This is a genomic window from Dyadobacter luteus (genome assembly GCF_003383615.1).
Lineage (GTDB): Bacteria > Bacteroidota > Bacteroidia > Cytophagales > Spirosomataceae > Dyadobacter > Dyadobacter luteus.
This window is the reverse complement of record NZ_QNUL01000006.1, coordinates 1-26380: the sequence shown is the minus strand read 5'-3', so window position 1 is coordinate 26380 and position 26380 is coordinate 1. Positions and strand designations below refer to the sequence as shown.

Genomic DNA, 26380 nt, shown 5'->3' with positions numbered 1-26380 from the left:
AGTTACAAAAATGTTCCCTGCGTCAAAGATTTACCTTTAATTAAGTGTAAATTCTACACGTAAACAATTTCAGCGGTCTGTTATGAACTTTAATACAGTATTAATGTGGGAAAAATGATACCTTTAAAAAAAGTTTTAGTCCAGTTATAGAGACTATTGGAATCTATTTTGTGTCTAAATTGTGTTATCTCATAGAACTGTAATCCTCGTAAAACGAGACAAGGCAAGGAACATTAATATTTTGTTTATGAAGAAAATTGTACAAGTAATTCTATCCGTCTGTTTTCTGTTTGTTTTCTCTGGTTTTAAGCCAAGAGAGAAAAAATGGGAAAAGCCTTTCTCCCGGTTGGATTCAGAAATACGAAAAAACAGCAAAGCCTATGAAACACTGGGGGATGCCACAAAAACAATAGGACACAGACTTACAGGTAGCAGTAATGGTGCGAAGGCAGAGGAGTATGCATTCAAATTACTGAAAAGTTACGGCTTCAGCGACGTAGTGTATCAACCGTTTGAAGTAGAAGCATGGATGCGCGATACAGTAACACTAAGTATTGCACCAGGGAATAGTGATAATTTCCGCGACGTAGATGTAGTCGCGCTGGCACACTCTCCGGTAGATTCCAAAGTTCAGGGAGAGATCGTAGACGTAGGTAACGGGCTTCCTGAAGATTTTGAAGCTATAAAAGACAAAGTAAAAGGTAGAGTAGTACTGGCAAACATCGGACTCAAAGATGCTCCGGGCAAGAAGAACCTGCACCGCTCAGAAAAAACAGCTCTGGCGATTCAATATGGCGCAACAGGTATCATCATGGTGAATGGTGCTCCCGGTAACATCCTGCTCACAGGAACGGCATCGGTAACAGGTGCGATCATTTCTATTCCGGCTGTATGTATTTCCAGCGAAAGCGGAGACGAGGTACGCAAGTGGTTGAGAGAAGAAGCTCCTTTGGAGGCAAATATTGATATGCATAACATCTCCAAACCTATCAAAGCACGTAACGTAATTGCTACACTGAAAGGAAACTCCGATGAAAAAGTCATCATTGGCGGCCATCTTGATTCATGGGATCTGGCAACCGGTGCGATTGACAATGGTATAGGCTCTTTCGCCGTGATGGATATAGCCCGTGCATTCCGGTCATTAAAAGTAAAGCCGGAGCGTACAATTCAGTTTGTATTATTTATGGGTGAGGAGCAGGGATTGCTTGGATCCAAACACTTTGTGGAGCAACTCAAAAAAACAGGCGGTATCAATAAAGTGAGCTATATGATGAACCTGGATATGACCAACGACCCATCGGGAGCCAATGCATTCGGAAGGGATGACATGACTGAATTCTTCACTAATGTTGGTACTGCTATACAAAAAGTTGATCCTGAATTTAAAAATGAATTGGCCAACAGAGCAGGTCTCCACAGCGATCACCAGCCATTTATGCTGGAAGGTGTACCCATAGCCGGACTTTCCGGAAGGCTGTCTCCGGCAGTATTGCAATGCTACCATGCAGATTGCGATGATTTCAGTCTGGTGGACAAACAGCAGTTAGAGAATACTGTCAGAATCGGCTCTATGTACCTTTACGCCCTGTCGATGGCAGATAAACTATCTGTTTCAAAACTCTCAGATACCGCTACAAGAGACTTTCTGATTTCACAAGGGTTGAAGCAGGAACTCGAATTGGGCAAGGAATGGAGATGGGGTAAATAAATAAAGTATCAAAAGCAAAGCCGCGGCAACGATCATCGTACCGCGGCTTTTTTGATTTAGCCCTTTCTATTTCGATACCACCTTGAGTCCGATAATAGAACCGATCAAAAGAAAAACAAATAGTAAACGCCAGAAATCTGAAGGTTCTTTGTAAAAAAAGATACCGATCAGAACAGTACCTACCGCTCCGATACCTGTCCATACCGCGTAGCCTGTACCAAGCGGTATTGTCTGAATTGCTTTGTTAAGGAAGAAAAAGCTTGCACTGATACACACAAGGAAAGCAATACTCCATTTGGTATTACTGAAGTTGTCCGACAGTTTCAGACAGGTTGTGAAGCCTACTTCAAAGGCTCCTGCGATTAAAAGAAATATCCAGGCCATTATTTTCGCGCCACTGCGCCTTAAATTGATGATGCAACAAAGTTCCGCTTCGTGAAGCACAATCAATTTTACATTTGTTAAAAAATGCAGTTACCGGCGCTCTGCACGAATACGACTCAATGTAACCTGACTCACACCCAGATAGGATGCAATATGCCCCAGCTGTACTCTGTTTACAAGTTCAGGATAATCGCGAATGAATTCCTCATATCGTTCAGCAGCTGTTTTAAATTGTTGATTCAGATAACGCTTGTCTGCCCGCATCAGCTCAAACTCTGCAAAACGACGCCCCCAATTGGCCATATCCAGATCTGACAGATACAGATTCTGTAAGGCGTGATCCGGGATTTTATATACCACCGACTTTTCCAGCAGCTCTATACTTTCATAACCCGGCACATTTGAAAAATAGCTTTTCAGTGACAGCAAAATTTCACCTTCTGCCCCAAACCAGAATGTTACATCCCTGCCATCTGCCTGGTGAAATGCCCTTGCCACTCCTTCTTCAAGAAAAAAGAAAGAACGTTCGATTCTCCCTTCACGGAGCAACATATAGCCCTTCGGTAACTCCTCTCGTATAAGTAAAGGCAAAATGAGATCAATTATTTTTTGATTCGCGCCCAAACTCGCTATTTTTTCGACCGTATTTTTCAAGGATGATGTCGTTAAAGGCTTCAATTTAATGCCTTTTAATAAAACAAGCATAAAGATTCACCTGACCCGAAACCATCATGCCGGATAAATACGGATATTTGTGCCCGACAATATTCATGAATGCATGCTTGTATTTCCAAATGCCAAAATCAATATAGGGCTTAATATTACCGAAAAGCGTTCCGACGGGTTTCACAATATATCCTCAGTATTCTATCCGGTAAACTGGACAGATGCGCTCGAAATAACATGGTCTGATACAACCAGTTTTTCGGCCGATGGCATTGTTATACCCGGCAATGAAAGTGAAAATTTATGTTTGAAGGCATTCAATATGCTTTCTGCTGATTACGATTTACGACCAGTTCATATACACCTTTTGAAGGCGATACCCATTGGTGCGGGACTTGGAGGAGGATCAGCAGATGCAGCGTTTACCATCAGCACCCTCAACAAGCTTTTCGACCTGAATATCAGTGAGGAAAAACAAATTGATTACGCACGTAGATTAGGGAGTGATTGCGCTTTCTTTATTTTAAACAAGCCAATGTATTGTTTTGGGAAAGGGGATCAGTTTGAAATCACTGACCTTTCACTGGCAGGAAAATGGATTGTGATGGTGAATCCGGGTATTCATATCTCAACGGTTGAGGCTTATTCAGGAGTGAAGCCCGCCCAACCTGAAACAGATCTGAGGACATTGATCAGCAGTCCGGTATCAACCTGGAAGGATGCAGTCAGGAATGATTTTGAAGCAGGTATTTTTGAAAAATATCCTGTTCTGGACGAAATCAAGCAAAGTTTGTATCAAAAAGGGGCTTTGTATGCAGCGATGAGCGGTTCCGGCTCGACATTATATGGAATTTTTGAAAGTGAAACTGACTTGTCGGGGCATTTTGATCGTTACAATGTATGGCAGGGAATGTTAAATTAAGTGAAGCATCATTGAAAGTATTCAAGTGGTAAATAAAAATGTGACTATCTTCACTTGTTACTTTGAAATAAGAAAGAACAAATAAGCAAAATGAGCACTAAGCCATCTACCAAACCGCAGGAAAGCCTCTTCTCAAAAAGAAGAGAACCGCTTGGCTTTATGCTCTGGCTTGGCGTGGTAGGCAGTTCTCTGATCTTCACAACCATTTTTGTGGTATACCTGCTGAAAATGAATGAGGACAACAGCTATTTTGTGGCGCTGCCTGACATGTTCTGGCTGAGTACGCTCGTTATTCTTTTCAGTAGTATCACGTTACATGAGGCCAACCTGGCATTTGTACAGGAAAGATTCCTGCATTATCGTGTGTTTCTGGGAAGCACTGCCATTTTAGGATTGACTTTTATGGTACTGCAAATCACAGGGTGGCTGGAAATGATTGAGTCTAATATATTTCTGCACGATAATAATTCAGCAGGTTTTGTCTATCTGCTTACCGGCCTTCATTTGGCACATATACTTGCGGGAATTGTGCTGCTATGTTTGCTATTCAGAAAAGCCGTGAGGAACAGAACCTATATTGATTCTTTTGTATACAGTGTGAATCCCCCAAATGTGCTTCGTCTTAAACTGGTGACTCGCTACTGGCATTTTGTAGATGCACTTTGGCTGGTAGTATTCATCCTGCTGGTGATTCTTTATTAATTTTTCAATTCTTTTTCAGACTGGCTCTTGCCAGAAATGCTCCTGTCAGTGTAAAGACTGCAGCCAGAAGCATAGGTGCACCAGGGAAATAAACCGGCGCTGATGAAGCTGTGAATGTCGCGAACAGGTTGCTCATGATCAACGGCCCGAAAATGGAAGTCAGACTTTGAAGGCTTGTCAATGCGCCCTGGACTTCTCCCTGCTCACTGGAACTCACCTGCGTTGAAATGATCCCCTGTAAAGAAGGGCCTGCAATACCACCCAGCATATAGGGAATCATAAAAACATACATCATCCATCCTTTAGCAGCAAAAGCGAATAATGTAAATCCGATGGCATATAGCAGCAAACCTATATAAACTCCACGCTTTTGCCCGAGTTTAGGAATGATCAGTCGGATCAGATAACCCTGAACAATAGCACTCATCAATCCGATAGCTCCCAAAGAATAGCCTATCTGCGCTTCATTCCACTCAAATTTCTCAATCACATAAAAAGACCAGTTGCTTTGTACAGCGTGCATCGCCAGATATACAAGTGTAAGTGCGCCTATCAATCCGAAGATGACAGGATATCTTGTCAGATTGATGAAGGTTCCCAGCGGATTGGCTCTCTTCCATTCAAACGTTCTTCGGTTTTCAGGTTTAAGAGATTCGGGCAGGATAAAATAACCATAGAGCCAGTTAACAAAGGAAAGTCCGGCTGCTGCCATAAAAGGTACACGTGAACCAAACTGACCTAACAAACCGCCCATTACAGGGCCAATAATAAAGCCAAGACCAAATGCGGCACCGATCAATCCAAAGTTCTGCGCACGCTTATCCGGCGTACTCACATCTGCAATGTAGGCGGCTCCTGTTGTGAAACTTGCTCCCATAATACCCGCCACTACACGACCGATATAGAGCCATGCAAGTGTAGGCGCGAAAGCCAGAAACAGATAGTCTACTCCAAAACCAAAGAGGGATGCTAGCAGTACCGGTCTCCGGCCATACTTGTCGCTGATACCTCCTATGAGCGGGGCAAAAAGAAACTGTACAGCAGAATAGGTCACAAGCAACCAACCACCATCCCGTGCAGCATCGCTGATACTATCACCAGTCAATTCATGAATCAGCTTGGGCATCACCGGAATGATAATACCGAGCCCGATCACGTCAATCAGCAGCGTGACGAAGATAAAACCAATAGCAGGCGACCTTTTGGAAGACATGTTCGAGTGGTTATTAAAATGAAACAGGCCGGGAAACCGGCCTGTAAGTAATCATTATTTTTTCAATATTTTAAATTCCACCCGTCGGTTTTTCTGTTGTCCCTCCGGTGTATCATTTTTGGCGATTGGAACAGTCTCTCCATATCCCTTACTCTTTACTCTGTCGGGTTCAATACCTTTTCCGATCAGATACTCCTGTACAGAATCTGCCCTGTCCTGAGAAAGTTTCATGTTGAAATCATCTGCACCGACATTATCTGTATGCCCTCCCAGTTCTACAAACATCGTTTTATTTTCCTGCATGGTGATCGCGATGCGATCCAGCTCCGGGAACGACTGGCTGTTCAGAGTTGACTTTCCAGTAGCAAAGAAAATATTATTCAGCCTTACGATCTGCCCTTCTTCAATCGGAATCAGCTTTAATGACTTATTCGTAATCTCGCTAAAATCTTTTGACTTTCCGTCCGCTGTAGAATCTGTCAGATCGACGTTTTCTCCTTCTGCAATAAAATTAGGAGCCACAGCCCGCCAGCTGTATTTTTTGCCCTTCGGTAATATCAATTTGTATTCACCGGTAACCGGACTTGTAGTAGCAGTTCCTACCTCCTCACCAGTTTCCAGGTCTTCGTAAACGATGGTTGCTTCAACGGGTTTCCCGGTTTTAGAATCGATAACCTTCCCACTGATCATTGCAACCGGATCCGGTGCGGGCACGGCAGCAATCGGAGCCTGAGCTGTATCACCTTCTACCACTTTTGGCCTTAAATTGTAGCGAACCACATCTCCTTTTCCCTCTGTACCCTTGAACGAAACCATGTAGGCATAGTCTCCCAGTGCCGATATAGAATAGTAGGCGTCGTACCCGTCTGTATTAATATTCGCGCCCAGATTCACCGGCCGGCTCCAGCGTTTCCAGCTTTTATCAATTCTTTTGCTGTAATAGATATCATTACTTCCCTGCCCTCCCTTACGATCACTCGAAAAATACAACGTCACGCCATCTGCTGCCAGAAAGGGTGTTGTTTCTGTAAACTCTTCACTGTTAATCTCCGGCCCCAGATTCAGAGGTTTACTCCATGAACCATCTTTCTGTTTAAAACTCACATAGAGATCATCTACCTTACTGTTTTTCTTTTCACTGAACGACATCACCAGAACTTTCCCATCTGTTGAAAGGTAGCCGCAATCGAACTGACCCTTGCTGATCTTGGCATAACCGGGGATATCAATCTTATTGGGAGGAGTCCATCCACGAGCCGTTTTTTTACTGGTTGAAAAACCCCTGGTCTCATAAACTCCATTTTTATAAGATCCCTTTATAAGAATCGTGTTTCCATCCGGCGTGATACTATATAAGCTATTGTAGTCTTCCTTATTGAGCGGTGCAGGTAACTTACGGGCCAAGGTCCAGTTTTCATTTTTCAATTCTGAAAACCATATATCCTGGCTACCCTTGGTTCCATGTGTATTTTGCGGATGGCTAACCCTTGAAAAATACAGCGTTTTTCCATCAGGGGAGATCGTGGGAGCGATTTCGTTGTACTCTGTATTCACGTTTTTGCCCAGATTTTCAAGCTGGCCATAAGCGGTAGATACGCATGCAGAAAAAACAGTCAGAAGCAAAAAAACTTTCATTGTATAGTGCAGAATATGGAGGTAGTGGTAGCAAAAATTCAGAATTTCAAACCGAATTTTCTGAACATCACTCACCTATAACGTTTTATCAAGCGGCTTATTTTCTGTGTTATTTTTTACAAATTCCTCCATTTTCTCCAAAAGCTCCACCGGCTCGTCGGAAACCAGAAGCAATTGCCGGTAATCAATATGCAAAAAGCCTTCTTCCACCATTTTGTCTAATTGCAGAATTAGTAAATCGTAGTATCCATTTACGTTTAAGACACCTACCGGACCGTCAAAAATTTTCAACTGAGCCCAGGTCAGGATTTCGAATAGCTCATCAAAAGTGCCGTATCCGCCGGGAAGCGCTATTACTCCGTCCGAAAGGGAAACCATCTTTGCTTTTCGCTCATGCATGGTCTCCACAAAATGCAGCTCCGTAAGTGTTTTCTGTGCAACTTCCAGTTTGGCTAAAAAATTAGGGATAATACCCGTAACCGTACCACTGTTTTCCAGCGATCCGTCGGCCACAAGCCCCATAAGGCCCATATTCCCGCCTCCGTAAATGACATTGATCTTTCTTTTTGCCAACTCATTTCCAAGTGCGTAGGCTTGCTCGGCATACACAGGATTTTTACCAAAATTGGAGCCGCAGTAAACTACTATGGAGCGCATTGTTATCTTTTTAATTGAATAATTGTCAATATGAACTGGCTCAACTTTATTTCACTATATCTTCAACCAAAGCATTCAGATCAATATCGCCGAAGGTTCCTGAGCTCATCAGGAGCAAATTAGCATTCTCCCAGTTTTGATTTTGCAGGAAGTCTTTAAGGTCTTCTGCTTTTGTGAATACTTCCAGATCTTCGCGTTTGAAGGCCTTGATAATGTCTTCTTCATGGAGCGGCTCCAGCCTCTTATGCTCAATTGTAAGCGGGTTAAAATAAACAACAGCAACATCTGCCGCATCCAGCTTACGTCTGTATTGTCTTAAAAACTCCTTATTCAGGCTGCTGAATGTATGTAACTCTGCCACTGCTACCAGCGTTCTGTCAGGAAACTGCTCATGAACAGCCTCTGTTGTTGCACCTACTTTTGAAGGCGCATGTGCAAAATCGCGGTACACGTTGGTCATGTCGTTCTTTGCAAGCAATTCCATTCGCTTGGAAGCACCCTTGAACGACTGAATGGCACTGTAAAACTCTTCGTCGGTGATGCCAACACGCTCACATACTATTCTGGCTCCACTGATATTTTTCATATTGTGATCACCAAATACCAATACGGGAACTTCGCCCTGCTCAGCTGTAATTAATATAGTCTTCCCGTTTTCAATTTTATTCGGGTGGACATTGTATGCAATACTGACTACATCTGTACGCTCCTTCTGTCCGATCACATCAAGCATATCGTCCGTTTCGTCGTATACGATTGATCCTGCTTTTGGGATAGAATCTGCAAGCAGCTCAAACTGTTTTACGTATGATTCCCAGGTTGGGAACACATTAAAATGATCCCATGCAATACCGCTGATCAACGCAATATGTGGCTGATAGTGCATGAACTTCGGTGTATGGTCCAGAGGTGATGTAAAGTACTCATCGCCTTCAATCACAATCAGTGGTGCTTCGTCTGACAATTTCACCATATTTTCAAAGCCATCGAGCTGTGCACCGACCAGATAGTTGAACTGTCTGTTAGTGAATTTCAGCACATGCAGCACCATGGATGTAATGGTTGTTTTACCATGGCTTCCTGCAATAACGACACGCTGTTTGTTCTGGCTCTGTTCAAAAATATACTCAGGATATGAATAGATTTTGATTCCCAATTCTTTGGCTTTTGCAAGCTCCAGGTTATCCTGGCGCGCATGCATTCCCAAGATTACAGCTTCCAGATCGTCGGTTACTTTCTCCGGGAACCAACCTGTTTTCTCAGGCAACAATTCATATTGAGCAAGGCGGCTTGAAGACGGTTCATATATTTCATCATCAGAACCCGTAACCAGAAAGCCTTTGAGATGAAGTTCGATAGCAAGATTGTGCATTACACTACCGCCAATCGATATAAAATGTATTTTACGAATATTATTAATTTGAGTCATTGCAGGTATTGAAACTGATTCGGAGCGAAGTTAGCAAGAATTGATGTTCGGGCAAATTAACACATACCGGCTTTCTTCAAAAAATTGCCGGCTTCCGTTGAAGGCATAATAGGAAATAAAAAAAAGAGCCGGAAATAAATTCCCGACTCTGCATATCATGTACTCGTTCAAAGTGATCAGAACTACGCTCTGAACTGCTTCACAAGGTCAATACTTTCGGCAACTTTCTGCTGAATCCAGCCATAATCTCCTGTCGCGATCACATCCTTCGGGAATAGATTAGAACCCAGCCCAACTGCATAAGCACCTGCTCCAAACCACTCATCTATACTCTCTTTTGTAGGTTGAACCCCGCCCGTTACCATAATTTTGATATTTGGCATTGGCCCTTTGACCGCTTTTACAAACTTAGATCCAACCACTTCTCCAGGGAAAAGTTTGACAACTTCCGCTCCTGCCTGCTGTGCATTATAAATCTCTGTTAACGTTGTAATACCTGGAATCCAAGGAATATTAGCGACTGCACAAACCTTACCTACTTCGGGGTTCAAGCATGGCGTCACGATAAAGTCAGTTCCGGCATCAATGAATTTTTGAGCAGTTTCTGCATCATAGATCGTCCCTATTCCGAAGGACAAACCCGGCAAACTTTCTTTTACGTAAGCCAAAAGTTCTACAAATACATTGTACGCATTTTCGCCACGATTGGTAAATTCAAAAACCCGTGCTCCACCTCTGTAGCTTGCACTGATCACCTCCTTGGCGATTTCCACGTCTGCATGGTAAAACAAAGGCAACACGCCCACTTCATTCAATAAAACCAACGTTGTTTCCTTATCCATCTTATGTTTAGCTGTGAACCTTTCGCCTTAAGCGATCCGCTCTTTTGAAACTCTGATTTTAATATTTTATCTCTTGATTCTTCCGGAAGTTTCTCCCTGGCGAATCGCCTCCACTTCTGCTTCTGTTGAGATCAATGCATCTCCTTCAATGGTATGTTTCAAAGCGGAAGCTGCAACACCGAACTCCAGCGCTTTCTGATCGTCTTTGAAGGAAATCAACCCGTGTATAAGGCCTGCAATAAAGGCATCGCCTCCACCCACACGGTCAACAATCGGATTTATCTCAATATCAGCCGTTTCCAACAACTCTTTTCCGTTCCAAAGCAAAGCCCGTAACAGATTATGAGAAGCACTGATAGAGGTACGTTTGGTATCGACCACCTTGCTTACCTGCGGATATGCCTTCTGTAAATTGACACTCGCTTCCACAAAATCGTTTCCTTCTATCCCGAAAATTTCAAGAATATTCTCCTTATTGGCAATTACGATGTCCGTTCCGGCTGTCAGTTCAGGTAAAATATCCGAAGGTTTTTTACCATACTTCCAAAGATTGGCACGGTAGAAAATATCACCTGAAACCGTCAGTCCAAATTTACGTGCCGTTTTTATTCCGTTCAATAAAGTATCTGCCGCACCTTGCGACAGCGCAGGCGTGATTCCGGCCCAATGAAACCATTTGGCATCTTTCAGAATTTCATCCCAGTTAATTTCCTCAGGCTCAATAGTAGCCAAAGAAGAATTGGCACGGTCGTACACGATCTGACTCCCACGTAATGCAGCACCGGTTTCAAGAAAATAAACTGCCATGCGAGGACCACCATATACAATGTGCGAGGTATCCACACCGTGTGTAGCCAGGTATTGAGAAGCAGCACGCCCGATGGGTGAATCAGGAAAACGTGTTACGTGAGCTGTATCGTGTCCCCAATAAGCCAACGCTGCCGATACATTGGCTTCGCCTCCGGCATAGGTTACGTTCAACTGACGGGCTTGTTCAAAACGGGAGAAACCAGGCGTAGAAAGTCGCATGAGTACTTCCCCAAAAGAAATTATCTGAGCCATATTAAAAAGCTGTTGACTGCTGTTCGGCTAGCAAACCGTTCAACAAATCATTGAATAATTGGAATATCTGTTCAAAAATAAACTAATAAATAATAAAATAGCCCTTAACATAAAGTTTTGGGCTATTTCGTTTTTCGGCATAAGTGAGGAATACCTGATTCCTACCTCTAAAATCCGAAATAATTCTTCGCATTGTTGTAAGAAATATCAGATACCATCTGACCCAACCATGGAATATCATTGGGAAGCTCTCCGTTTTCAACATCGTTCCCGATCAGGTTACAAAGTATTCTGCGGAAATATTCGTGGCGCGGGTAAGACAGGAAGCTGCGTGAGTCTGTAAGCATTCCGACAAAACGGCTCAGCAAGCCCATATTCGACAAAGCATTCATTTGTTTCTCCATACCATCTTTCTGATCCAGGAACCACCAGCCCGACCCGAACTGCATTTTACCTGCAACCGTGCCGTCATTATAATTACCGATCATGGTAGCAAGCACTTCGTTATCAGCCGGATTCAGGTTATAAAGAATCGTTTTGGCAAGCTGATCTGTTGTATCCAGTTTATTCAGGAACTTCGACAATGCCTGCCCCTGGCTGTAATCACCGATAGAATCCCATCCTGTATCCGGCCCCAATTCCCGCAGCATACGGGCATTGTTATTTCTCAAAGCGCCAAGGTGAAACTGTTGTGTCCACGATTTGGCATGATCCATTTTGGCAAGATCATACAGTAACACCGACTTAAACGCCAGACTTTGCTCTGCCGTAGGCTGTTCTCCTTTGATCGCAGCTGCAAATGCCTGCTTCGCCGCGTTTTCGTCAAAAGAAGAATAAATATGCTCCAAACCATGATCAGAAAGTTTGCCCCCCATTGCAGCGAAGAAGTCGTGACGCAGCTGTAGTGCGGCCAACAAATCTTCATAAGAAGCTATGGCACTTGTACCTGCTATATCAGCCAGTTTGGATAAATATTGCTGAAAATCAGCTGGTGAATCAATCAAAAGCATGGCCTTATCCGGACGGAAAGTAGGCAATACCTTAATGTCAAAACCGCTTTCGCTGATCTCCTTGTGAAAAGCAAGTGAGTCAATCGGATCGTCTGTAGTACATACAGTCTTGACATTCATCTTCGTCAGCAGACCTCTTACATTGAAATCAGGACGTTTCAGCTTCGCGGAGCACTCGTCATAAATTTCACGTGCTGTATCTTTATTTAAAAGTATATCAATATCGAAATAGCGCAACAGTTCCAGATGCGTCCAATGATAAAGCGGATTACGCATTGTATACGGAACAGTAGCAGCCCATTGTTCAAATTTCTCCCAATCGCTGGCATCTCCGGTACAGTATTTTTCGTTGATACCATTCGAACGCATTGCACGCCATTTATAATGATCCCCGTAAAGCCATGCCTGCGTCAGGTTTTCAAACTGCCTGTTTTCAGCAATCTGATCCGGCGGAAGGTGGCAGTGGTAATCTATAATGGGCATGTTTTTAGAATACTCATGATACAAAACCTGTGCTGTTTCTGTTTTCAGCAGGAAATTTTCATCAATAAATGTTTTTTGTGCAGTTGAAGTTGCCATTTGTTTGTTTTAGCTATTGGCCATTAGCTGTTAGCTGTTAGCCTTGGTATCTGAGTTAATACTATTCTACGAGCCTATCAGCGGCTATTTTTTATTCCATACTTCTTTCTATTCCCATTTCAAGACCACGTAATTCGGCCAATCCACGCAAACGGCCTATGGCAGTATAGCCAGGGTTTGTCCTTTTGGTAGCTGAAAGATCGTCCAGCATACGGTGTCCGTGGTCAGGACGGAAAGGCATACGTAAATCCGTGCGACCACTTCCTTTACGCTTTCTCTGCTCTTCGATCAATGCTTTCATAACACTGTACATATCCACGTCTCCATCCAGGTGATCGGCCTCATAAAAGCTGCCATCTGCCTCACGGCTGGTAGCCCGGAGATGTATAAAGTGAATACGAGATCCAAGCCGGGAAACCATACCTGCAAGGTCATTATCGGCACGAACACCATAAGACCCGGTACAGAAACATATACCATTCGCCTCGTGATTATATGCTTCCAATAAGCGTAAAGCATCACTTTCAGTACTTACCACACGTGGCAGACCCAGAATCGGATACGGAGGATCATCCGGATGTATGGCAAGCCGGATTCCCGACTGCTCAGCAACCGGAGCAATAGCCTGTATAAACTGATACAAATGCGTACGCAGCTCCAGATCACCAACATTTTTATAAGTGTCCAGCACCTTTCTGAATTCTTCGATGGTAAAGCTCTCTTCGGAACCCGGCAAGCCGGCAATGATATTACGAACCAGCAGGTTCACTGCATCTTCAGAAGCATTATCAAGCCAGCTTTTAGCCTTCGCTTTCTCATCATCGCTATACGCTTCCTGCGCAGCTTCTCTTTTCAGCAGATATAGATCAAAAGCAGCAAACTGCGTTGCATCAAACCGTAACCCGGTTGATCCGTCTTTCATCGGCGCATTGAGATCCGTACGTGTCCAGTCCAGAACGGGCATAAAGTTGTAGCATACCGTATCTATACCGCATTTACCCAAATTGATCAGGGATTGCTGATAGTTGGCAATATAGGTTTCAAAGTCACCTGTGCGGGTTTTGATCGCCTCATGCACCGGTACACTTTCTACCACCGACCAGGTGAGACCGGCATTTTCTATTTCTTCCTTTCTTTTGAGAATTTCGGAAACTTCCCAAACTTGTCCGTTGGGAATATGATGCAGGGCGGTAACAATTCCTGTGGCTCCCGCCTGACGTATATCTGACAGCGAAACCGGGTCATTCGGCCCAAACCATCGCCATGTTTGTTCTAGAGGCATATTTTTGCGGCTGTCAGCTCTCGACTATCGGCTGTCAGCTCTCGCAGGACACCGTCAGCTTTAGCATCAAGCATTTAAGAATAATAAAATTAAAAGTTACACCAGAAAAAGGAAACTGGCAACAAATCGACTGCCGAAAGCTGATAGCCGAAGTCCTTACGCTACCAACCTGTGCTCAGGCACTCTTTCGCGAAGTACTTTCAGGGCACGGCTCATTTGGGTTTCTACGGTTTTAACAGAAATTGCAAGGCGCTCTGCAATGTCTCTGTAACGCAGACCTTCTTCCCGGCTCAGGCGGAAAATAATCTGGCACTGGCGAGGCAGATCATTGATACAGCCTTCTATATGATCATAGAATTCATTGAATGACATTTCCTCAGCAGGGGAATGATGATCTGCATGGGTCATATTCCACTGTACGGATTCGAGAGATTCCCGCTCATACTGACGATGAACCCGCAGTTTCAGGTAATCGAGTGCCTGGTTTCTCACGGCCCTGTATATATAGGCCTGAAAAGAAGTATGCACTTCAATTTGCTCACGGTTTTTCCAAAGTTTCACAAACACGTCGGATACCACTTCCTCGGCAATTTCACGGGTTACCACTACCCGCATCGCATAGTTACACAATGCCCTGTAATTGTGTGTAAACAATTCGCGAAATGCATAATAATCTCCATTCGCGACTACCCTTCCAAACAAGTTTTCCAAAACATTTTTCTGGGAATTTGCAGACGGCAATGTGCTGGTAAAAGTCTTCGTTTCCATTCAGGATGATGATAGGTTAACAATTGAAAAATTCCTTGAAATGCTGTGGTGTTCGGTTTGTCTTTTGGTCTAAAACCGTAACTAGTTTAGCTACTCACTCGTTGATATGCAAAATATATTCTTGAAAAAATGAATATATTTACGCAACCGTTCCCGGAACCGTTCCCGTTTTGCACTTTTTTCCCGGAACATTTAGCATTTTCATATTTTTACGCATCAACGCCCGATTAGTGAATTTGCCAGAAAAAATATCAAAATTGCATTATTCTGATAATACCCGTTAAATGACAAAAACATCTGTTACTATTAAGGAAATTGCCCGGCTGCTGGACATCTCTAAATCCACCGTTTCCAGAGCACTCCGGGACAGCAGTGAAATCAGTGAGGAAACAAAAAAGAAGGTCATTGATCTGGCCGAATCACTTCATTATTCCCCAAATCCTATTGCACTTAGTTTACTTAAGCAACGTACCCACACGATCGGGGTCATAGTTCCTGATATAGCCAACCGTTTTTACTCCTCTACCATTGGGGGCGTCGAGGACATTGCATACAGCCGGGGTTACCATACCATGATCTACCAAAGTCACGAGCTACTGGACAGGGAAATGTCTGCAACACGGCATATTGCCCAGAGGCGCGTAGATGGACTCGTTGTTGCCATAGCAAGCCAGTCGGAGAATATGGATCATTTTGTGCAGTTGCAGGAACAGGGAATTCCGGTCGTATTATTTGACAGGGTACTTGATGGGCTGGAAACGCACAAGGTGAGGGTAGACGATTATAAGGGTGCTTTTGAAGCCACTGAGCATCTGATCTCCCGTGGTTGCAGGCGTATTGCGCATATTGCAGGACCACAACCTGTATCCATTACCAGAAACCGACTGGAGGGGTACAGAGATGCTTTGCAAAAACATGGAATGGAATTTCAGGAAGAATGGGTATTGCATAGCCCTATTACCCAAGAAGGCGGCACAGAACGAACGTACCAGCTCATGGCGTTGAGAAACAGGCCGGATGCTATTCTGGGAGCCAGCGACCGGATTACCATGGGAATTCACTGGGCACTGCGACAACTTGGTTATAAGATGCCCGACGACGTGGCCGTGATCGGCTTTTGCGATCTGAGTCTCGCTTCGCTCATGGATCCGCCGATCAGTGCCATCACGCAACCTTCATTTGAAATGGGACAACAGGCTACTTCGCTATTACTTGATCTGATAGAGAGTAAAAATCCTCCTGCCCATTATGAAACCAGAGTATTGCAGTCAAATCTTGTAATTCAGAAATCTTCGTTGAAAGCATCTGAGTAAAAAAGATTACACAGAGAACCACGGAGGAAGAAAGAGGTACACGGAGAAATCAATAAAACTTTGTGTACCTCTCTTTATCTATTTATAATGACAAAATAAATAAACTCCGTGTACCCCTGTTTTCTCTGTGCACCTCTGTGTAATCTTAAACTCCAGGTTAAAAAAAAGGTACATGAAAAAATAAATCTCCGTGTACCCCTTCTATTTCTCTGTTTAACCTAAACTTAACCCGTGATTGATTTCAGTTTTCTTTCAAACTCTGAAAGAATTCTCTCTTTCATTGCCACTTTACGTTTCTGAATATTGATACGCCCCATTGCCTGTTTATCAATATCAGGATCGCCGGTGGCTGTTCTGTCAAACTCTATAATGGCAAATTCAAGATCGCTCTTTTCACGTTTAGCCAACCATTCCAGTTCGCGGTGTTTCGTACGCAACTGCTCTTCTTCACTTTTCAGATCGAAAGCAGGATACTTGCGGCTGATCACACGTGCCAGGTAGCTCAATTCGAAAATTTTATCACACACCATTCTGAAACGCTCAGCAAGCTCTTTGTCTGCCAGTTTGAAAGGAATTTTAATTTCTTTCCATTGGCTAAGCAATGCTTTGGCTTCTACTGATGCTCCTATGATATCAGGCTGGCGAAGCAGTTGTTCCGCAGTGGCAAGCAACTTTTGTTGTTCCACAATACGCGGGTCAACACGTACCTTAGGTTCAATTCCTTTGGCCAGGTTATATTTATCGTAAAATAATTTCAGGAAGTGTCTGTAGGCCTTGTTCACTTTGAAGAAGCGCTTCGGCGGAACTTCACCTACGTTGTTCCATGCATTGCGGACATCCCTTGCTTTTGAATAAGCATCATCCAGATCCCGCGAGTAGCTCAGTGTCTTTGTGATTTTAATCAGGCGCTCATATTCATCAATACGTTCCTGATTAATGCGGTTTTGCTCATCAAAGTAATCCCGGCGTCTCTGGAAAAAGTTATCGAGAATGTCCTGGAATTTGGTCTCCACTTCATCCTGGTATTCTTTTTCAACAGGCCCCGTGCGTATCCACTTCGCCTTGATCTCCTGAATCTGATCGGTAGCGGCGGCATAATCTTCGATGGCTGCAGCAGCAGTAACATCTTCAATCAGTGCACGTTTGATTTCGAGATTTTTAAGTTGATTTACCTCGATCAATTCCCGGAGATACTCTTCTTTCTCTTCCAGGCGCGTTAGCAACGGAACAAAATCACCCAGGGCATCAAAGCCTTTGAGTTTCCTTTGTAGTTGAATCAACTTTGTCAGATAGGAGCCTTTGTTGAGTGCTTCGTCAATTTCGCCTTCCAGCTGCTCAACCTTGTTGAGAACGATAACAAACCGATTTTTAAAATAATCAATGGCTTCCTGCTCTGTCCTTTTTACTTCTCCAATTTGCCGGTCGGGGAAATCCAGATACCCCTTTAAAAATACTTTGCTGTCTTTGACGTAGCCGTATTCATCATTCAGTGTGGCATTTTCCATTCTTTAATTTTTTTTATCTGCTAAGTGTAGGGATATAACGATATTTGTTACGCACAAATTAACTAAAAAATGAGTAACGAAACCATTATTTTCTCAATGTCGGGGGTTAACAAAGTGATTCCCCCAAACCGTCATATCATTAAAAATATTTATTTATCCTTTTTTTATGGTGCTAAAATTGGGGTTTTAGGTCTGAACGGATCAGGTAAGTCAACCCTACTGCGTGTCATTGCCGGAATAGATAAAGACATTCAGGGTGAGGTAGTTTTCTCTCCCGGTTACTCTGTTGGTATGCTTGAACAGGAGCCAAAGCTGGACCCATCCAAGACTGTCAGAGAGGTTGTAGAAGAAGGTGTACAGGAGATAGTAGACCTACTAAAAGAATTTGATCAAATTAACGAAGCCTTCGGCGAGGAAGACGCTGATTTCGACAAATTACTGGAAAGACAAGGCGAAGTGCAGGAAAAACTGGATGCCATGGATGCATGGAATCTGGATAACCGCCTGGAAATCGCCATGGATGCATTAAGATGTCCTCCTTCCGAAACCTCTATAGCGACACTTTCCGGTGGAGAAAAGCGCCGTGTTGCATTGTGTCGTTTACTCCTTCGCCAGCCTGATGTACTTCTTCTTGATGAACCTACCAACCACCTTGATGCAGAATCCGTATTATGGCTGGAAGAGCATTTGAGACAATATAAAGGAACTGTTATCGCCGTTACCCACGACCGTTATTTCCTTGATAACGTGGCAGGATGGATTCTCGAACTGGACCGTGGAGAAGGTATTCCATGGAAAGGAAACTATTCTTCATGGCTGGAACAAAAGCAGGAGCGCTTGAAGAAAGAAGAAAAAACAGAATCAAAACGTCAGAAAACTTTACAACGTGAGCTTGAATGGGTTCGTATGGGCGCAAAAGGTCGTCAGGCGAAATCCAAGGCACGTTTGGGAGCTTATGAAAAACTGCTGGGTGAAGAAGGCAGAGAAAAAGAAGAAAAATTGGAGCTGTTTATCCCGGCAGGGCCACGCCTTGGTAACAAGGTAATCGAAGCGCACAACGTATCGATGGGCTTTGGAGATAAGCTGCTCTACGAAAACCTCAATTTTGCCTTACCACCTAACGGTATTGTTGGTATTATCGGACCAAACGGTGCGGGTAAAACCACACTTTTTAAATTGATTACCGGGCAAATCAAACCTATCAGTGGGCATTTCGATGTGGGAGATACGGTACAATGGGCCTATGTGGATCAGGAACACGACAATTTGGATCCTAATAAAACCGTATACCAAAGTGTAGCTGACGGAAACGAATGGATCATGCTGGGTGGCAAACAATCCAACGCGCGCGCTTATGTAAGTCGCTTCAACTTTGGTGGTGGCGATCAGGAAAAGAAAGTAGGAACACTTTCGGGTGGAGAAAGAAACCGTGTGCATTTGGCCATGACGCTGAAAGAAGGTGGAAACCTGTTGCTGCTAGATGAGCCTACCAACGATTTGGACGTAAACACGCTGCGTGCACTGGAAGAAGGTCTTGAAAACTTCGCCGGTTGCGCCGTAATCATCAGTCACGACCGTTGGTTCCTGGATCGCGTAGCGACGCACATCCTGGCATTCGAAGGCGACTCACAAGTATACTGGTTTGAAGGTAACTTCTCGGAATACGAAGAAAACCGCAAGAAGCGCCTTGGTGGTGATGCTACACCTAAGCGGATTAAGTATAAGAAGCTGGTTTAGTTCAGTTTAAGTTAAAAATGGCGCTTGAAATGTTCTTTGTAAAGAGAGTGTTTTGAGCGCTTCATTAAAGGAATTGTTTTCAATGCTACCACACGTTATGTAAATCTTCAAATTATGAAATGATCATAAACAAGCTAGAAGTAATAATGGCGAAGAGCAAAAAAATAGAGATAAAAGGGACAATAATTACAGTCCTAAGTAATGATAATGGCGACCACATATCCCTTACTGAAATGTTGCAAGCCAAGGATGGGGACTTTTTTATATCGGATTGGTTAAGAAACAGAAATACAGTTGAGTTTCTGGGTATATGGGAATCTGTCAACAACCCTGCTTTTAATTATGGCGAATTCGCCATAATTAAAAGTCAGGCTGGCCTGAATAACTATAAAATCAGCGTGAAGGAATGGACTGAAAAAACCAATGCGATTGGCTTGAAAGCAACTGCGGGACGTTACGGAGGTACTTACGCGCATGTTGACATAGCATTTGAGTTTGGCATGTGGATAAGCGCGGAGTTTAAAGTTTATCTTATCAAAGAATTTAAGCGTCTAAAGGAAGAAGAAAGTAACAGATTAAAAACCAACTGGGATTTTCAAAGAACACTTTCTAAAATCAATTATCGTATCCATACTGATGCTATAAAAGACAACTTGATCCCTGCAGAACTTGAAAAAAAGCATACAACACTTATATATGCGGACGAAGCTGACGTCTTAAATATGGCCTTATTTGGCAAGACGGCAAAACAATGGAAAAAGGAAAATACTAACAAAAAAGGTAATATCCGTGATTATGCAACGATTGAACAACTTGTAGTTTTATCGAATATGGAAAGTACCAATGCTTTACTAATTCACCAGAAATTTGAACAGTCCCACCGTCTGCTACAACTTAACCAATTAGCCATAATCCAAATGAAATCGTTGCTAAGTCATCAACGTGGAATCAATAAACTTCTGTCAAACGATTAATAAAAGACACTTGTCAATCCCCCCAATGCAAACCACTGACCTACTTCAACAAATAGAATTCATCAAGGAAATTGATAAGCTGAAATACATTCAGCGAAAAACGAAGCTTTTTAATAGCGACAGAAATGAGAATGATGCGGAGCATAGCTGGCACCTGGCAGTAATGGCAATTATCCTTTCACAACATGCCAATGCGGAAGTTGATGTGTTGAAAGTGGTCAAAATGGTCCTGATACACGACATCGTAGAAATTGACGCAGGAGATACATTCATTTATGATGCTATAAAGAATCATACTAATACAGATGAAGAAAGGCTCGCAGCAGAGCGCATTTTTGGAATGCTGCCCCGCCAACAAGCAGATGAGTTGATCGCGATCTGGGAGGAGTTTGAAGCCGGAGAAACCAACGAGGCCAAATTTGCAAAATCTATGGATCGCCTGGAGCCGTTGCTACAGAATACGTCCAATCAGGGTGGTACCTGGAAAGAATTTGGTGTGGGCTACGAAAAGGTCTATGAGAAGAAAAAAGCAATTAAAAATGGTTCGGAAACGATTTGGGCTTATGCTGAAAAACTGATTGAAGACAGCGTTACAAATGGCATTCTGAAGAAAGAGTCTGAGATATAAGTTCATAGCATTTGACCAACAAGGATATACCTTCACCTACCGGGGGTATATTTTTTTAGCCAAACCATTGCGTAGTCAAATAACTACATTTATATTTGAAGCCAAATGACTACACAATGAATTTACGAAGAGACGTTTTCCAGGCCATAGCCGATCCCACCAGAAGAGCCATTCTGATGCTCGTCGCCTCGCAGGCGATGACTGCCGGTGCTATCGCCGCCAATTTCGATACGGCGCGACCAACCGTTTCCAAGCATTTACAAATACTGACTGCATGCGAACTGCTCACTCCTCAGCAGAACGGAAGAGAAATTTACTATCACTTCAACCCTGACAAAATGAAAGAGGTAGCTGAATTTATAGAGCCTTTCCAGCGCATGTGGGAAGAGCGTTTCGACAAGCTGGAATCTATTATGAAAAATTATAAGGATAAAAACGGGGCTATATGAAACTGAAAACGCAGATCAGTGCCGAAGACGGCAAACAGGAATTAACCATAACCCGGGTATTTGACTTACCAGTAGAACTGCTTTTCAAAGCACATACTAAACCGGAACTCGTAACGCAATGGATGGGAAACCGTATCCTGAAATGGGAAGCTAAAAAGCATGGCAGCTGGCAATTTGAAACCGCCGATCCGCAGGGAAACGTCATGTTTCGGGCCAACGGTGTATTCCACGAATTTGTCCTGAATGAGAAAATTACGCGGACATTCGAAATGGAAAATACGCCTTTTGACGTCCAGCTGGAATTTTTCGAATTTGAGAAAATCACAGATGAGACCAGTAAACTCACCATGCATATTGTGTACCGTTCCATCGCTCTCCGCGACCAGATGCTGCAAATGCCATTTGCAGCCGGACTGAATATGGCGCACAACCGACTACAGGATATCGTAAGTAAACTCAAATAACAACCTCATGACAAAGCGTAACAAAATCATTTACTGGGTCTCCACGGTATGGCTGGCTCTTGGTATGTTGTCTACCGGCGTAGTACAACTGATTCACATGGAAGAAGAAGTGACCATGATGCATCACCTGGGCTATCCCGATTACTTTTTGACTATACTAGGTGTCTGGAAAATCCTGGGCGTAATCGCTATTCTGGTACCGAAATTTCCTTTGCTAAAAGAGTGGACCTATGCCGGTTTTTTCTTTGCCATGTCGGGTGCAGTTTTCTCACACCTTGCAATTGGCGATGGAGCAGCGGATTTCTTCGGACCTGTGTTGCTGTTGGTTCTGACGGCTTTGTCGTGGTACTTCCGCCCTACTGACAGAAAGGTAACCGGTACGCTGATTTAATACACGTCAAAGCTTCCATGTCCATTAAACATTATCACGAATAAATTTGTAGGCGCATTTTGCCTTCAGCAATCGGCGGTTGGCAATCGGCTGAAAAAGTCGTTTCCCGCATCAGTTCGATAGCTGATAGCTGACGGCCGATAGCAAAAGCAGTCATACAATTCTATTCGTGATAATGTCCATTACAGTAAGTATGCCATTTTTAGATACTTTATAAGACAGATATACACAACGCAAAACCTACCACACATTCAATATCACAGCAGATCATGAGCAAAAATAAAAAGGAATTACCCGCTGACGTAAAGGAAGAGCTGCTTCAAACCTTGAAAGCACGCTTTGAAAAAAATATAAATCGACATAAGGATATCCAATGGAGCAAAGTTATGGAACGGCTGGAAGCCAGTCCCGCCAAACTCTGGTCGCTGAGTGAAATGGAGGTTACCGGAGGAGAGCCCGATGTAGTAGACTCTGATAGTAAAACAGGAGAATTTATTTTCTTTGACTGTTCGCCGGAGACACCAAAGGAACGCAGAAGCCTCTGCTACGATCGCCAGGCGCTGGATGCGCGAAAAGCCAATAAACCTGTAAACAGCGCGATGGATATGGCGGAAGAGCTGGGAATTGAAATGCTGGACGAAGAAGAATACAAGATCCTGCAACAACTAGGAAGTTTTGACTTAAAAACATCCAGTTGGTTAAAAACAACAGCAGATGTAAGAAAACTCGGTGGCGCTATTTTCGGAGATCGTCGTTTCAACAGAGTTTTCATATACCACAACGGAGCCGATTCTTATTATGCGGCACGCGGTTTTCGTGGGTCTCTGAGGGTTTAAATTTATAACACCGCTGATCTATCTCAGCCAAATTTATCATCTCATGGAAAGTATCGAACAAATCAATTATATCAAAGTACCTGCGGAGGCAGTTTATCGGGCACTTACTACACAGGAAGGACTCGGTGAAGTATGGACGAAAAAGTTGAAAGTGAGAGCGTAGATTGGTTTCGTCAATGAATTTGATTTTGATGAAGAAGAGCTGACAACCATGAAGATTATTGAACTGCAGGAGAACAAAAAGATAGTATGGGAATGCCTTGCGTCCGATCCGGAATGGGTCGGCACGGGCATTTCCTTCGAATTATCCGAAAAAGAAGGCATCACCACCATCGCACTCCGGCATTTTAACTGGCGCCAGCGCACCGACTTCTACCGCTGGTGTGCCTACAACTGGGCCATGTTTCTTTTCAGCCTCAAAATTTACTGCGAAAATCAAAAGGGATTACCTTATCAGGAAAGAGTCTTTTGATATTCAGGCTTACGATTCATAATTTTTTTGTGACATATAAAATTGTATCAGATTTATCTTTTACTTTGCAACACAAAGTACTTTATATTCTAATTTCTCACATCAACTGAATTTGTCATGACACAAAAAAATCAGCTTACAACATTACCAACACCGTTGATTAGAAGCGTCGTCATCGGGGCGGTCATTGGTTTAACCGTTATTGTTACATTCCTGCTCCAGGTTCACAACCCCAGGCCCGAGTGGCCGGAATACTGGATTGTGAAACCCTTATTAATCGTACCAATAGCGGGTTCGGCCGGTGGTATATGCTTCCATTTATTGAGATTACTTCGTCACAAAGGAGGCTTAGCATCAGTTGCTGGTTATGCGCTGAGCTTACTCATTTACCTGGTCGGCATTTGGATGGGTATTGTTCTGGGGCTGGATGGTACATTATGGAATTAGCAATCTGCAAAGAGCCTTCGAAAGTCGGTAAGCCTTATTCCGTAAAACAGAAAGGCAAGTAACAAGCACCCATGCCTCCTACTTGCCTTTACATTCTGAAACGGCTACGTCTTATTTGAGATGAGACCGCAGAAACCAGGCCATTTTCTCGTGTGTTTCCATTAGTCCGGTAATGAAATCGCTCGTTCCCGCATCATGATACTCATTTGCGAAACGGTTGATATTTTCCCTCAAATGAATGATAATACTCTCATGGTCTGCCAGCAATTCCCTGATCAAAGCTGTGCTGGAATTGTTGCTCCTTGATGCTTCCGTCAAATGTGTAAGTTGCAGGAATAATTGAAGCGTGGCCGGAGTGTAATGTCCTAAAGAACGGATACGCTCTGCTACACTATCGACGATGTCGTCCAATTGTTCGAATTGCGATTCAAAGAAAATATGAATGGTATGAAAATCAGGCCCTTCAATATTCCAGTGCGCATTTTTTGTTTTTGTGTAAAGCACAAACTCATCAGCCAAAATTTTATTGAGTTCGTTAGCTACAGCTGATCTGTTTTCTTCAGTAATTCCAATATTAGGTTGCATGACGATATGGTTTAAAATGGCAAATTATATTTTCCGTGTAAAGATTTATTTTCAATGCTCTTTGCAAATAACGGCGTTTCTTCATGGTTGTGTGCGTCCGAAGCTTCCTGACGGGCTTTGGCAGCTTCCGCTAATGAAATTCCGTGTTCACTGATAAACTCCAGGAATTCGGGAGTTGCTGTGGCATGTATGCTATTGGTATACCTGGATGTATTTTCATCAATTTTCTCGGCTTTCAACTCCCACAATACCTGTACTTTGGAGCGCCCGCCAGCAGTAATTGTATCCGACACCGACAACATCCTGCAATAATCCGGACGATATTCAGTCGCTACATAATGCTGGATAACCAGCGCCGTTCCCACATATTCTACATTGATGGACATTGGTTGTCCTTCAGAATTCACCGTATTGCCCGCAGCGATATGGTTCACAGAACAACGCTGGTATTCCGCGTCCGGCAGATTCAGCAACCAATCAGCAATATTTATTTTTTCAATAGGAGCATTAATTACTGCAGAAACAACAGATGCCGATAATGTATTTTCAGATGTTTGTATGATTTCCATATTTTCTTTCTTGTGAGTGATAGGTCAAAGGTGAGAACAATTATTCAATCGTAGAAATGAAACATTTAGATTATATCGATCGATAATTTCGATTAACGAGCTACCTTTATACAAACTGGAAAAATCATGGAACTTCGTCAATTAAAGTATTTCGTCCGCGCTGCCGAACTTCTCAATTTCACTCAGGCTGCAGATGAATTATTCATTACACAAAGTACACTTTCTCATCAGATTAAAGAACTTGAGAACTCGCTTAGTGTGCTGCTGTTTGATCGCATCGGTAAAAAAGTAAAATTGACGGAAGCAGGGGCAATAATGTTGCAATATGCCAGAAAAACGCTCCTCCAGGCAGAGCAGGGAAAACAGGTTCTACTGGATTTGAACAATCTGAAAACGGGGAAGCTCGCTATAGGATCGACTTACGGATTAACAGAGTTACTGATTCAGTCACTGGCACAGTTTAATCAGGAATTCCCCGACCTCCAGCTGGAAATTGTATACGGCTCTACTGCCGATTTGCTGCAAAAGATACATCATTACGAAATCGATTGTATGTTGTCTTTTCTGCCATCGTCTTATCAGGACAACCAGCTTGAAATTTTTAAACTATTCACCTCTACCCTTTCTCTGATTGTCCACGAGTCACATCCATGGGCAAACCTGAAAAAAGTGTCGCTGCAAAAAGTAGCATCGTTACCACTCGTGCTGCCTTCACAAGGGTACAGCATTCGTAATTCACTGGATGATATGCTCATAAAAAGTGATGTGCAGCTAAAAATTAAGATGGAGGTCAATGATATTCACAGCCTGCTGGAGCTGACCAACACAAAACAGTGGAATACAATTCTGATGAATAGTTCGCTATTCGACTTCACAGAATTGAAAGCTGTTGCTCTGGACAACACAAATGCAAACCGCGAAGCCACAATTACTTTTCCTGCTCATGTGTACAGGAAAAACGCGGTTACCAAGTTTTACGAAATCATCAGAGAGAAAAGTACGGCATTCAAGCAAAAATTTGGAGAATAACCGTCGCGCAGCCGCTATTCCAAAAGTAGCTGCTTCCTATACTGGGTATTTCGGAGAAGTTGACCACCTGATTCCGTGGCAAATTGACCACCTAATTAACTGGCGGCCGGTAGTAGAAA

At 43.2% G+C, this 26380-nt stretch carries 28 protein-coding genes; 14 read left to right on the top strand and 14 right to left on the bottom strand.

Going from position 1 to position 26380, the window contains the following annotated elements:
- Window positions 1-247 precede the first annotated feature (247 nt).
- Window positions 248-1711 carry a M20/M25/M40 family metallo-hydrolase gene (locus tag DSL64_RS09985; protein ID WP_115830625.1) on the top strand — a complete coding sequence of 488 codons (1464 nt, stop codon included), beginning with the start codon at window positions 248-250 and terminating at the stop codon, window positions 1709-1711.
- Window positions 1712-1777: 66 nt separating this feature from the next.
- Here the strand turns inward: DSL64_RS09985 and DSL64_RS09980 are convergent, their stop codons facing one another.
- Both DSL64_RS09980 and DSL64_RS09975 read right to left on the bottom strand, forming a co-directional pair.
- Window positions 1778-2095: a DMT family transporter gene (locus tag DSL64_RS09980; RefSeq protein WP_115830624.1), complete on the bottom strand. Its 318-nt coding sequence runs from the start codon at window positions 2093-2095 to the stop codon at window positions 1778-1780.
- Between the two features lie 90 nt (window positions 2096-2185).
- A complete protein-coding gene (locus tag DSL64_RS09975) occupies window positions 2186-2749 on the bottom strand; it encodes a Crp/Fnr family transcriptional regulator (protein ID WP_115830910.1) in 564 nt (187 codons plus the stop codon).
- Window positions 2750-2873: 124 nt separating this feature from the next.
- On the opposite strand from DSL64_RS09975, the gene ispE reads away from it, so the two are divergent.
- Together ispE and DSL64_RS09965 are read left to right on the top strand one after the other, a co-directional pair.
- Window positions 2874-3683: a 4-(cytidine 5'-diphospho)-2-C-methyl-D-erythritol kinase gene (ispE, locus tag DSL64_RS09970; protein WP_115830623.1), complete on the top strand. Its 810-nt coding sequence runs from the start codon at window positions 2874-2876 to the stop codon at window positions 3681-3683.
- A gap of 90 nt (window positions 3684-3773) precedes the next feature.
- Window positions 3774-4385 (top strand): cytochrome c oxidase subunit 3, encoded by a 612-nt coding sequence (locus DSL64_RS09965; RefSeq protein WP_115830622.1) that lies wholly within the window; start codon window positions 3774-3776, stop codon window positions 4383-4385.
- 4 nt (window positions 4386-4389) lie between these two features.
- Here DSL64_RS09965 and DSL64_RS09960 read toward each other — a convergent pair whose 3' ends face one another.
- The 9 genes from DSL64_RS09960 to DSL64_RS09920 form a co-directional block, all read right to left on the bottom strand.
- Complete coding sequence (locus DSL64_RS09960; protein ID WP_115830621.1) at window positions 4390-5598, bottom strand: TCR/Tet family MFS transporter; 1209 nt, start codon at window positions 5596-5598, stop codon at window positions 4390-4392.
- A 54-nt stretch (window positions 5599-5652) separates the two neighbouring features.
- Entirely contained in the window at window positions 5653-7233 is a 1581-nt protein-coding gene (locus DSL64_RS09955; RefSeq protein ID WP_115830620.1) for an OmpA family protein, read from the bottom strand.
- 75 nt (window positions 7234-7308) lie between these two features.
- On the bottom strand, window positions 7309-7890 hold the full coding sequence (locus tag DSL64_RS09950) for an LOG family protein (RefSeq protein ID WP_115830619.1): 582 nt from the start codon (window positions 7888-7890) through the stop codon (window positions 7309-7311).
- Window positions 7891-7936: 46 nt separating this feature from the next.
- Window positions 7937-9319 carry a UDP-N-acetylmuramate--L-alanine ligase gene (locus tag DSL64_RS09945; RefSeq protein WP_115830618.1) on the bottom strand — a complete coding sequence of 461 codons (1383 nt, stop codon included), beginning with the start codon at window positions 9317-9319 and terminating at the stop codon, window positions 7937-7939.
- Between the two features lie 182 nt (window positions 9320-9501).
- Window positions 9502-10161 carry a bifunctional 4-hydroxy-2-oxoglutarate aldolase/2-dehydro-3-deoxy-phosphogluconate aldolase gene (locus DSL64_RS09940; RefSeq protein WP_115830617.1) on the bottom strand — a complete coding sequence of 220 codons (660 nt, stop codon included), beginning with the start codon at window positions 10159-10161 and terminating at the stop codon, window positions 9502-9504.
- A gap of 66 nt (window positions 10162-10227) precedes the next feature.
- Complete coding sequence (locus tag DSL64_RS09935) at window positions 10228-11223, bottom strand: sugar kinase (protein WP_115830616.1); 996 nt, start codon at window positions 11221-11223, stop codon at window positions 10228-10230.
- Window positions 11224-11390: 167 nt separating this feature from the next.
- A complete protein-coding gene (gene uxaC / locus DSL64_RS09930) occupies window positions 11391-12812 on the bottom strand; it encodes a glucuronate isomerase (RefSeq protein ID WP_115830615.1) in 1422 nt (473 codons plus the stop codon).
- A gap of 91 nt (window positions 12813-12903) precedes the next feature.
- Window positions 12904-14094: a mannonate dehydratase gene (gene uxuA, locus DSL64_RS09925; RefSeq protein ID WP_115830614.1), complete on the bottom strand. Its 1191-nt coding sequence runs from the start codon at window positions 14092-14094 to the stop codon at window positions 12904-12906.
- A gap of 156 nt (window positions 14095-14250) precedes the next feature.
- Window positions 14251-14862, bottom strand: a complete 612-nt coding sequence (locus DSL64_RS09920; RefSeq protein WP_115830613.1) for an RNA polymerase sigma-70 factor — start codon at window positions 14860-14862, stop codon at window positions 14251-14253.
- A 284-nt stretch (window positions 14863-15146) separates the two neighbouring features.
- Here DSL64_RS09920 and DSL64_RS09915 point away from each other — a divergent pair, with 284 nt between their 5' ends.
- Window positions 15147-16175: a LacI family DNA-binding transcriptional regulator gene (locus tag DSL64_RS09915; protein WP_115830612.1), complete on the top strand. Its 1029-nt coding sequence runs from the start codon at window positions 15147-15149 to the stop codon at window positions 16173-16175.
- Between the two features lie 224 nt (window positions 16176-16399).
- Here the strand turns inward: DSL64_RS09915 and DSL64_RS09910 are convergent, their stop codons facing one another.
- Window positions 16400-17680, bottom strand: coding sequence for a DUF349 domain-containing protein (locus DSL64_RS09910; protein WP_115830611.1), 1281 nt, complete (start codon window positions 17678-17680; stop codon window positions 16400-16402).
- 69 nt (window positions 17681-17749) lie between these two features.
- Here DSL64_RS09910 and ettA point away from each other — a divergent pair, with 69 nt between their 5' ends.
- The 9 genes from ettA to DSL64_RS09865 all read left to right on the top strand — a co-directional run bounded on the left by ettA (window position 17750) and on the right by DSL64_RS09865 (window position 24078).
- Window positions 17750-19417 carry an energy-dependent translational throttle protein EttA gene (gene ettA, locus DSL64_RS09905; protein ID WP_115830610.1) on the top strand — a complete coding sequence of 556 codons (1668 nt, stop codon included), beginning with the start codon at window positions 17750-17752 and terminating at the stop codon, window positions 19415-19417.
- Window positions 19418-19536: 119 nt separating this feature from the next.
- Window positions 19537-20391: a KilA-N domain-containing protein gene (locus tag DSL64_RS09900; RefSeq protein WP_229217021.1), complete on the top strand. Its 855-nt coding sequence runs from the start codon at window positions 19537-19539 to the stop codon at window positions 20389-20391.
- A gap of 25 nt (window positions 20392-20416) precedes the next feature.
- Window positions 20417-21019 carry an HD domain-containing protein gene (locus DSL64_RS09895; RefSeq protein ID WP_115830609.1) on the top strand — a complete coding sequence of 201 codons (603 nt, stop codon included), beginning with the start codon at window positions 20417-20419 and terminating at the stop codon, window positions 21017-21019.
- A 116-nt stretch (window positions 21020-21135) separates the two neighbouring features.
- Window positions 21136-21468, top strand: coding sequence for an ArsR/SmtB family transcription factor (locus tag DSL64_RS09890; protein WP_115830608.1), 333 nt, complete (start codon window positions 21136-21138; stop codon window positions 21466-21468).
- A complete protein-coding gene (locus DSL64_RS09885) occupies window positions 21465-21932 on the top strand; it encodes an SRPBCC domain-containing protein (protein WP_115830607.1) in 468 nt (155 codons plus the stop codon). Before DSL64_RS09890 ends, DSL64_RS09885 begins: the two co-directional genes overlap by 4 nt.
- Before the next feature lie 7 nt (window positions 21933-21939).
- The gene (locus DSL64_RS09880) at window positions 21940-22323 is read left to right on the top strand and encodes a DoxX family protein (protein WP_115830606.1); all 384 of its coding nucleotides are present in this window, start codon (window positions 21940-21942) and stop codon (window positions 22321-22323) included.
- Window positions 22324-22592: 269 nt separating this feature from the next.
- Window positions 22593-23159, top strand: a complete 567-nt coding sequence (locus DSL64_RS09875; protein ID WP_115830605.1) for a DUF4256 domain-containing protein — start codon at window positions 22593-22595, stop codon at window positions 23157-23159.
- Between the two features lie 211 nt (window positions 23160-23370).
- A complete protein-coding gene (locus DSL64_RS29165; protein WP_199539369.1) occupies window positions 23371-23631 on the top strand; it encodes an SRPBCC family protein in 261 nt (86 codons plus the stop codon).
- A 117-nt stretch (window positions 23632-23748) separates the two neighbouring features.
- Entirely contained in the window at window positions 23749-24078 is a 330-nt protein-coding gene (locus DSL64_RS09865; RefSeq protein ID WP_115830604.1) for a potassium transporter KefB, read from the top strand.
- A gap of 111 nt (window positions 24079-24189) precedes the next feature.
- On the opposite strand, the gene DSL64_RS09860 is transcribed toward DSL64_RS09865, so the two are convergent.
- Window positions 24190-24663: a Dps family protein gene (locus DSL64_RS09860; RefSeq protein WP_115830603.1), complete on the bottom strand. Its 474-nt coding sequence runs from the start codon at window positions 24661-24663 to the stop codon at window positions 24190-24192.
- An 11-nt stretch (window positions 24664-24674) separates the two neighbouring features.
- The gene (locus DSL64_RS09855) at window positions 24675-25232 is read right to left on the bottom strand and encodes a hypothetical protein (protein ID WP_115830602.1); all 558 of its coding nucleotides are present in this window, start codon (window positions 25230-25232) and stop codon (window positions 24675-24677) included.
- A 126-nt stretch (window positions 25233-25358) separates the two neighbouring features.
- On the opposite strand from DSL64_RS09855, the gene DSL64_RS09850 reads away from it, so the two are divergent.
- Window positions 25359-26261 (top strand): LysR family transcriptional regulator, encoded by a 903-nt coding sequence (locus tag DSL64_RS09850; RefSeq protein WP_115830601.1) that lies wholly within the window; start codon window positions 25359-25361, stop codon window positions 26259-26261.
- The last annotated feature ends 119 nt before the right edge of the window (window positions 26262-26380 follow it).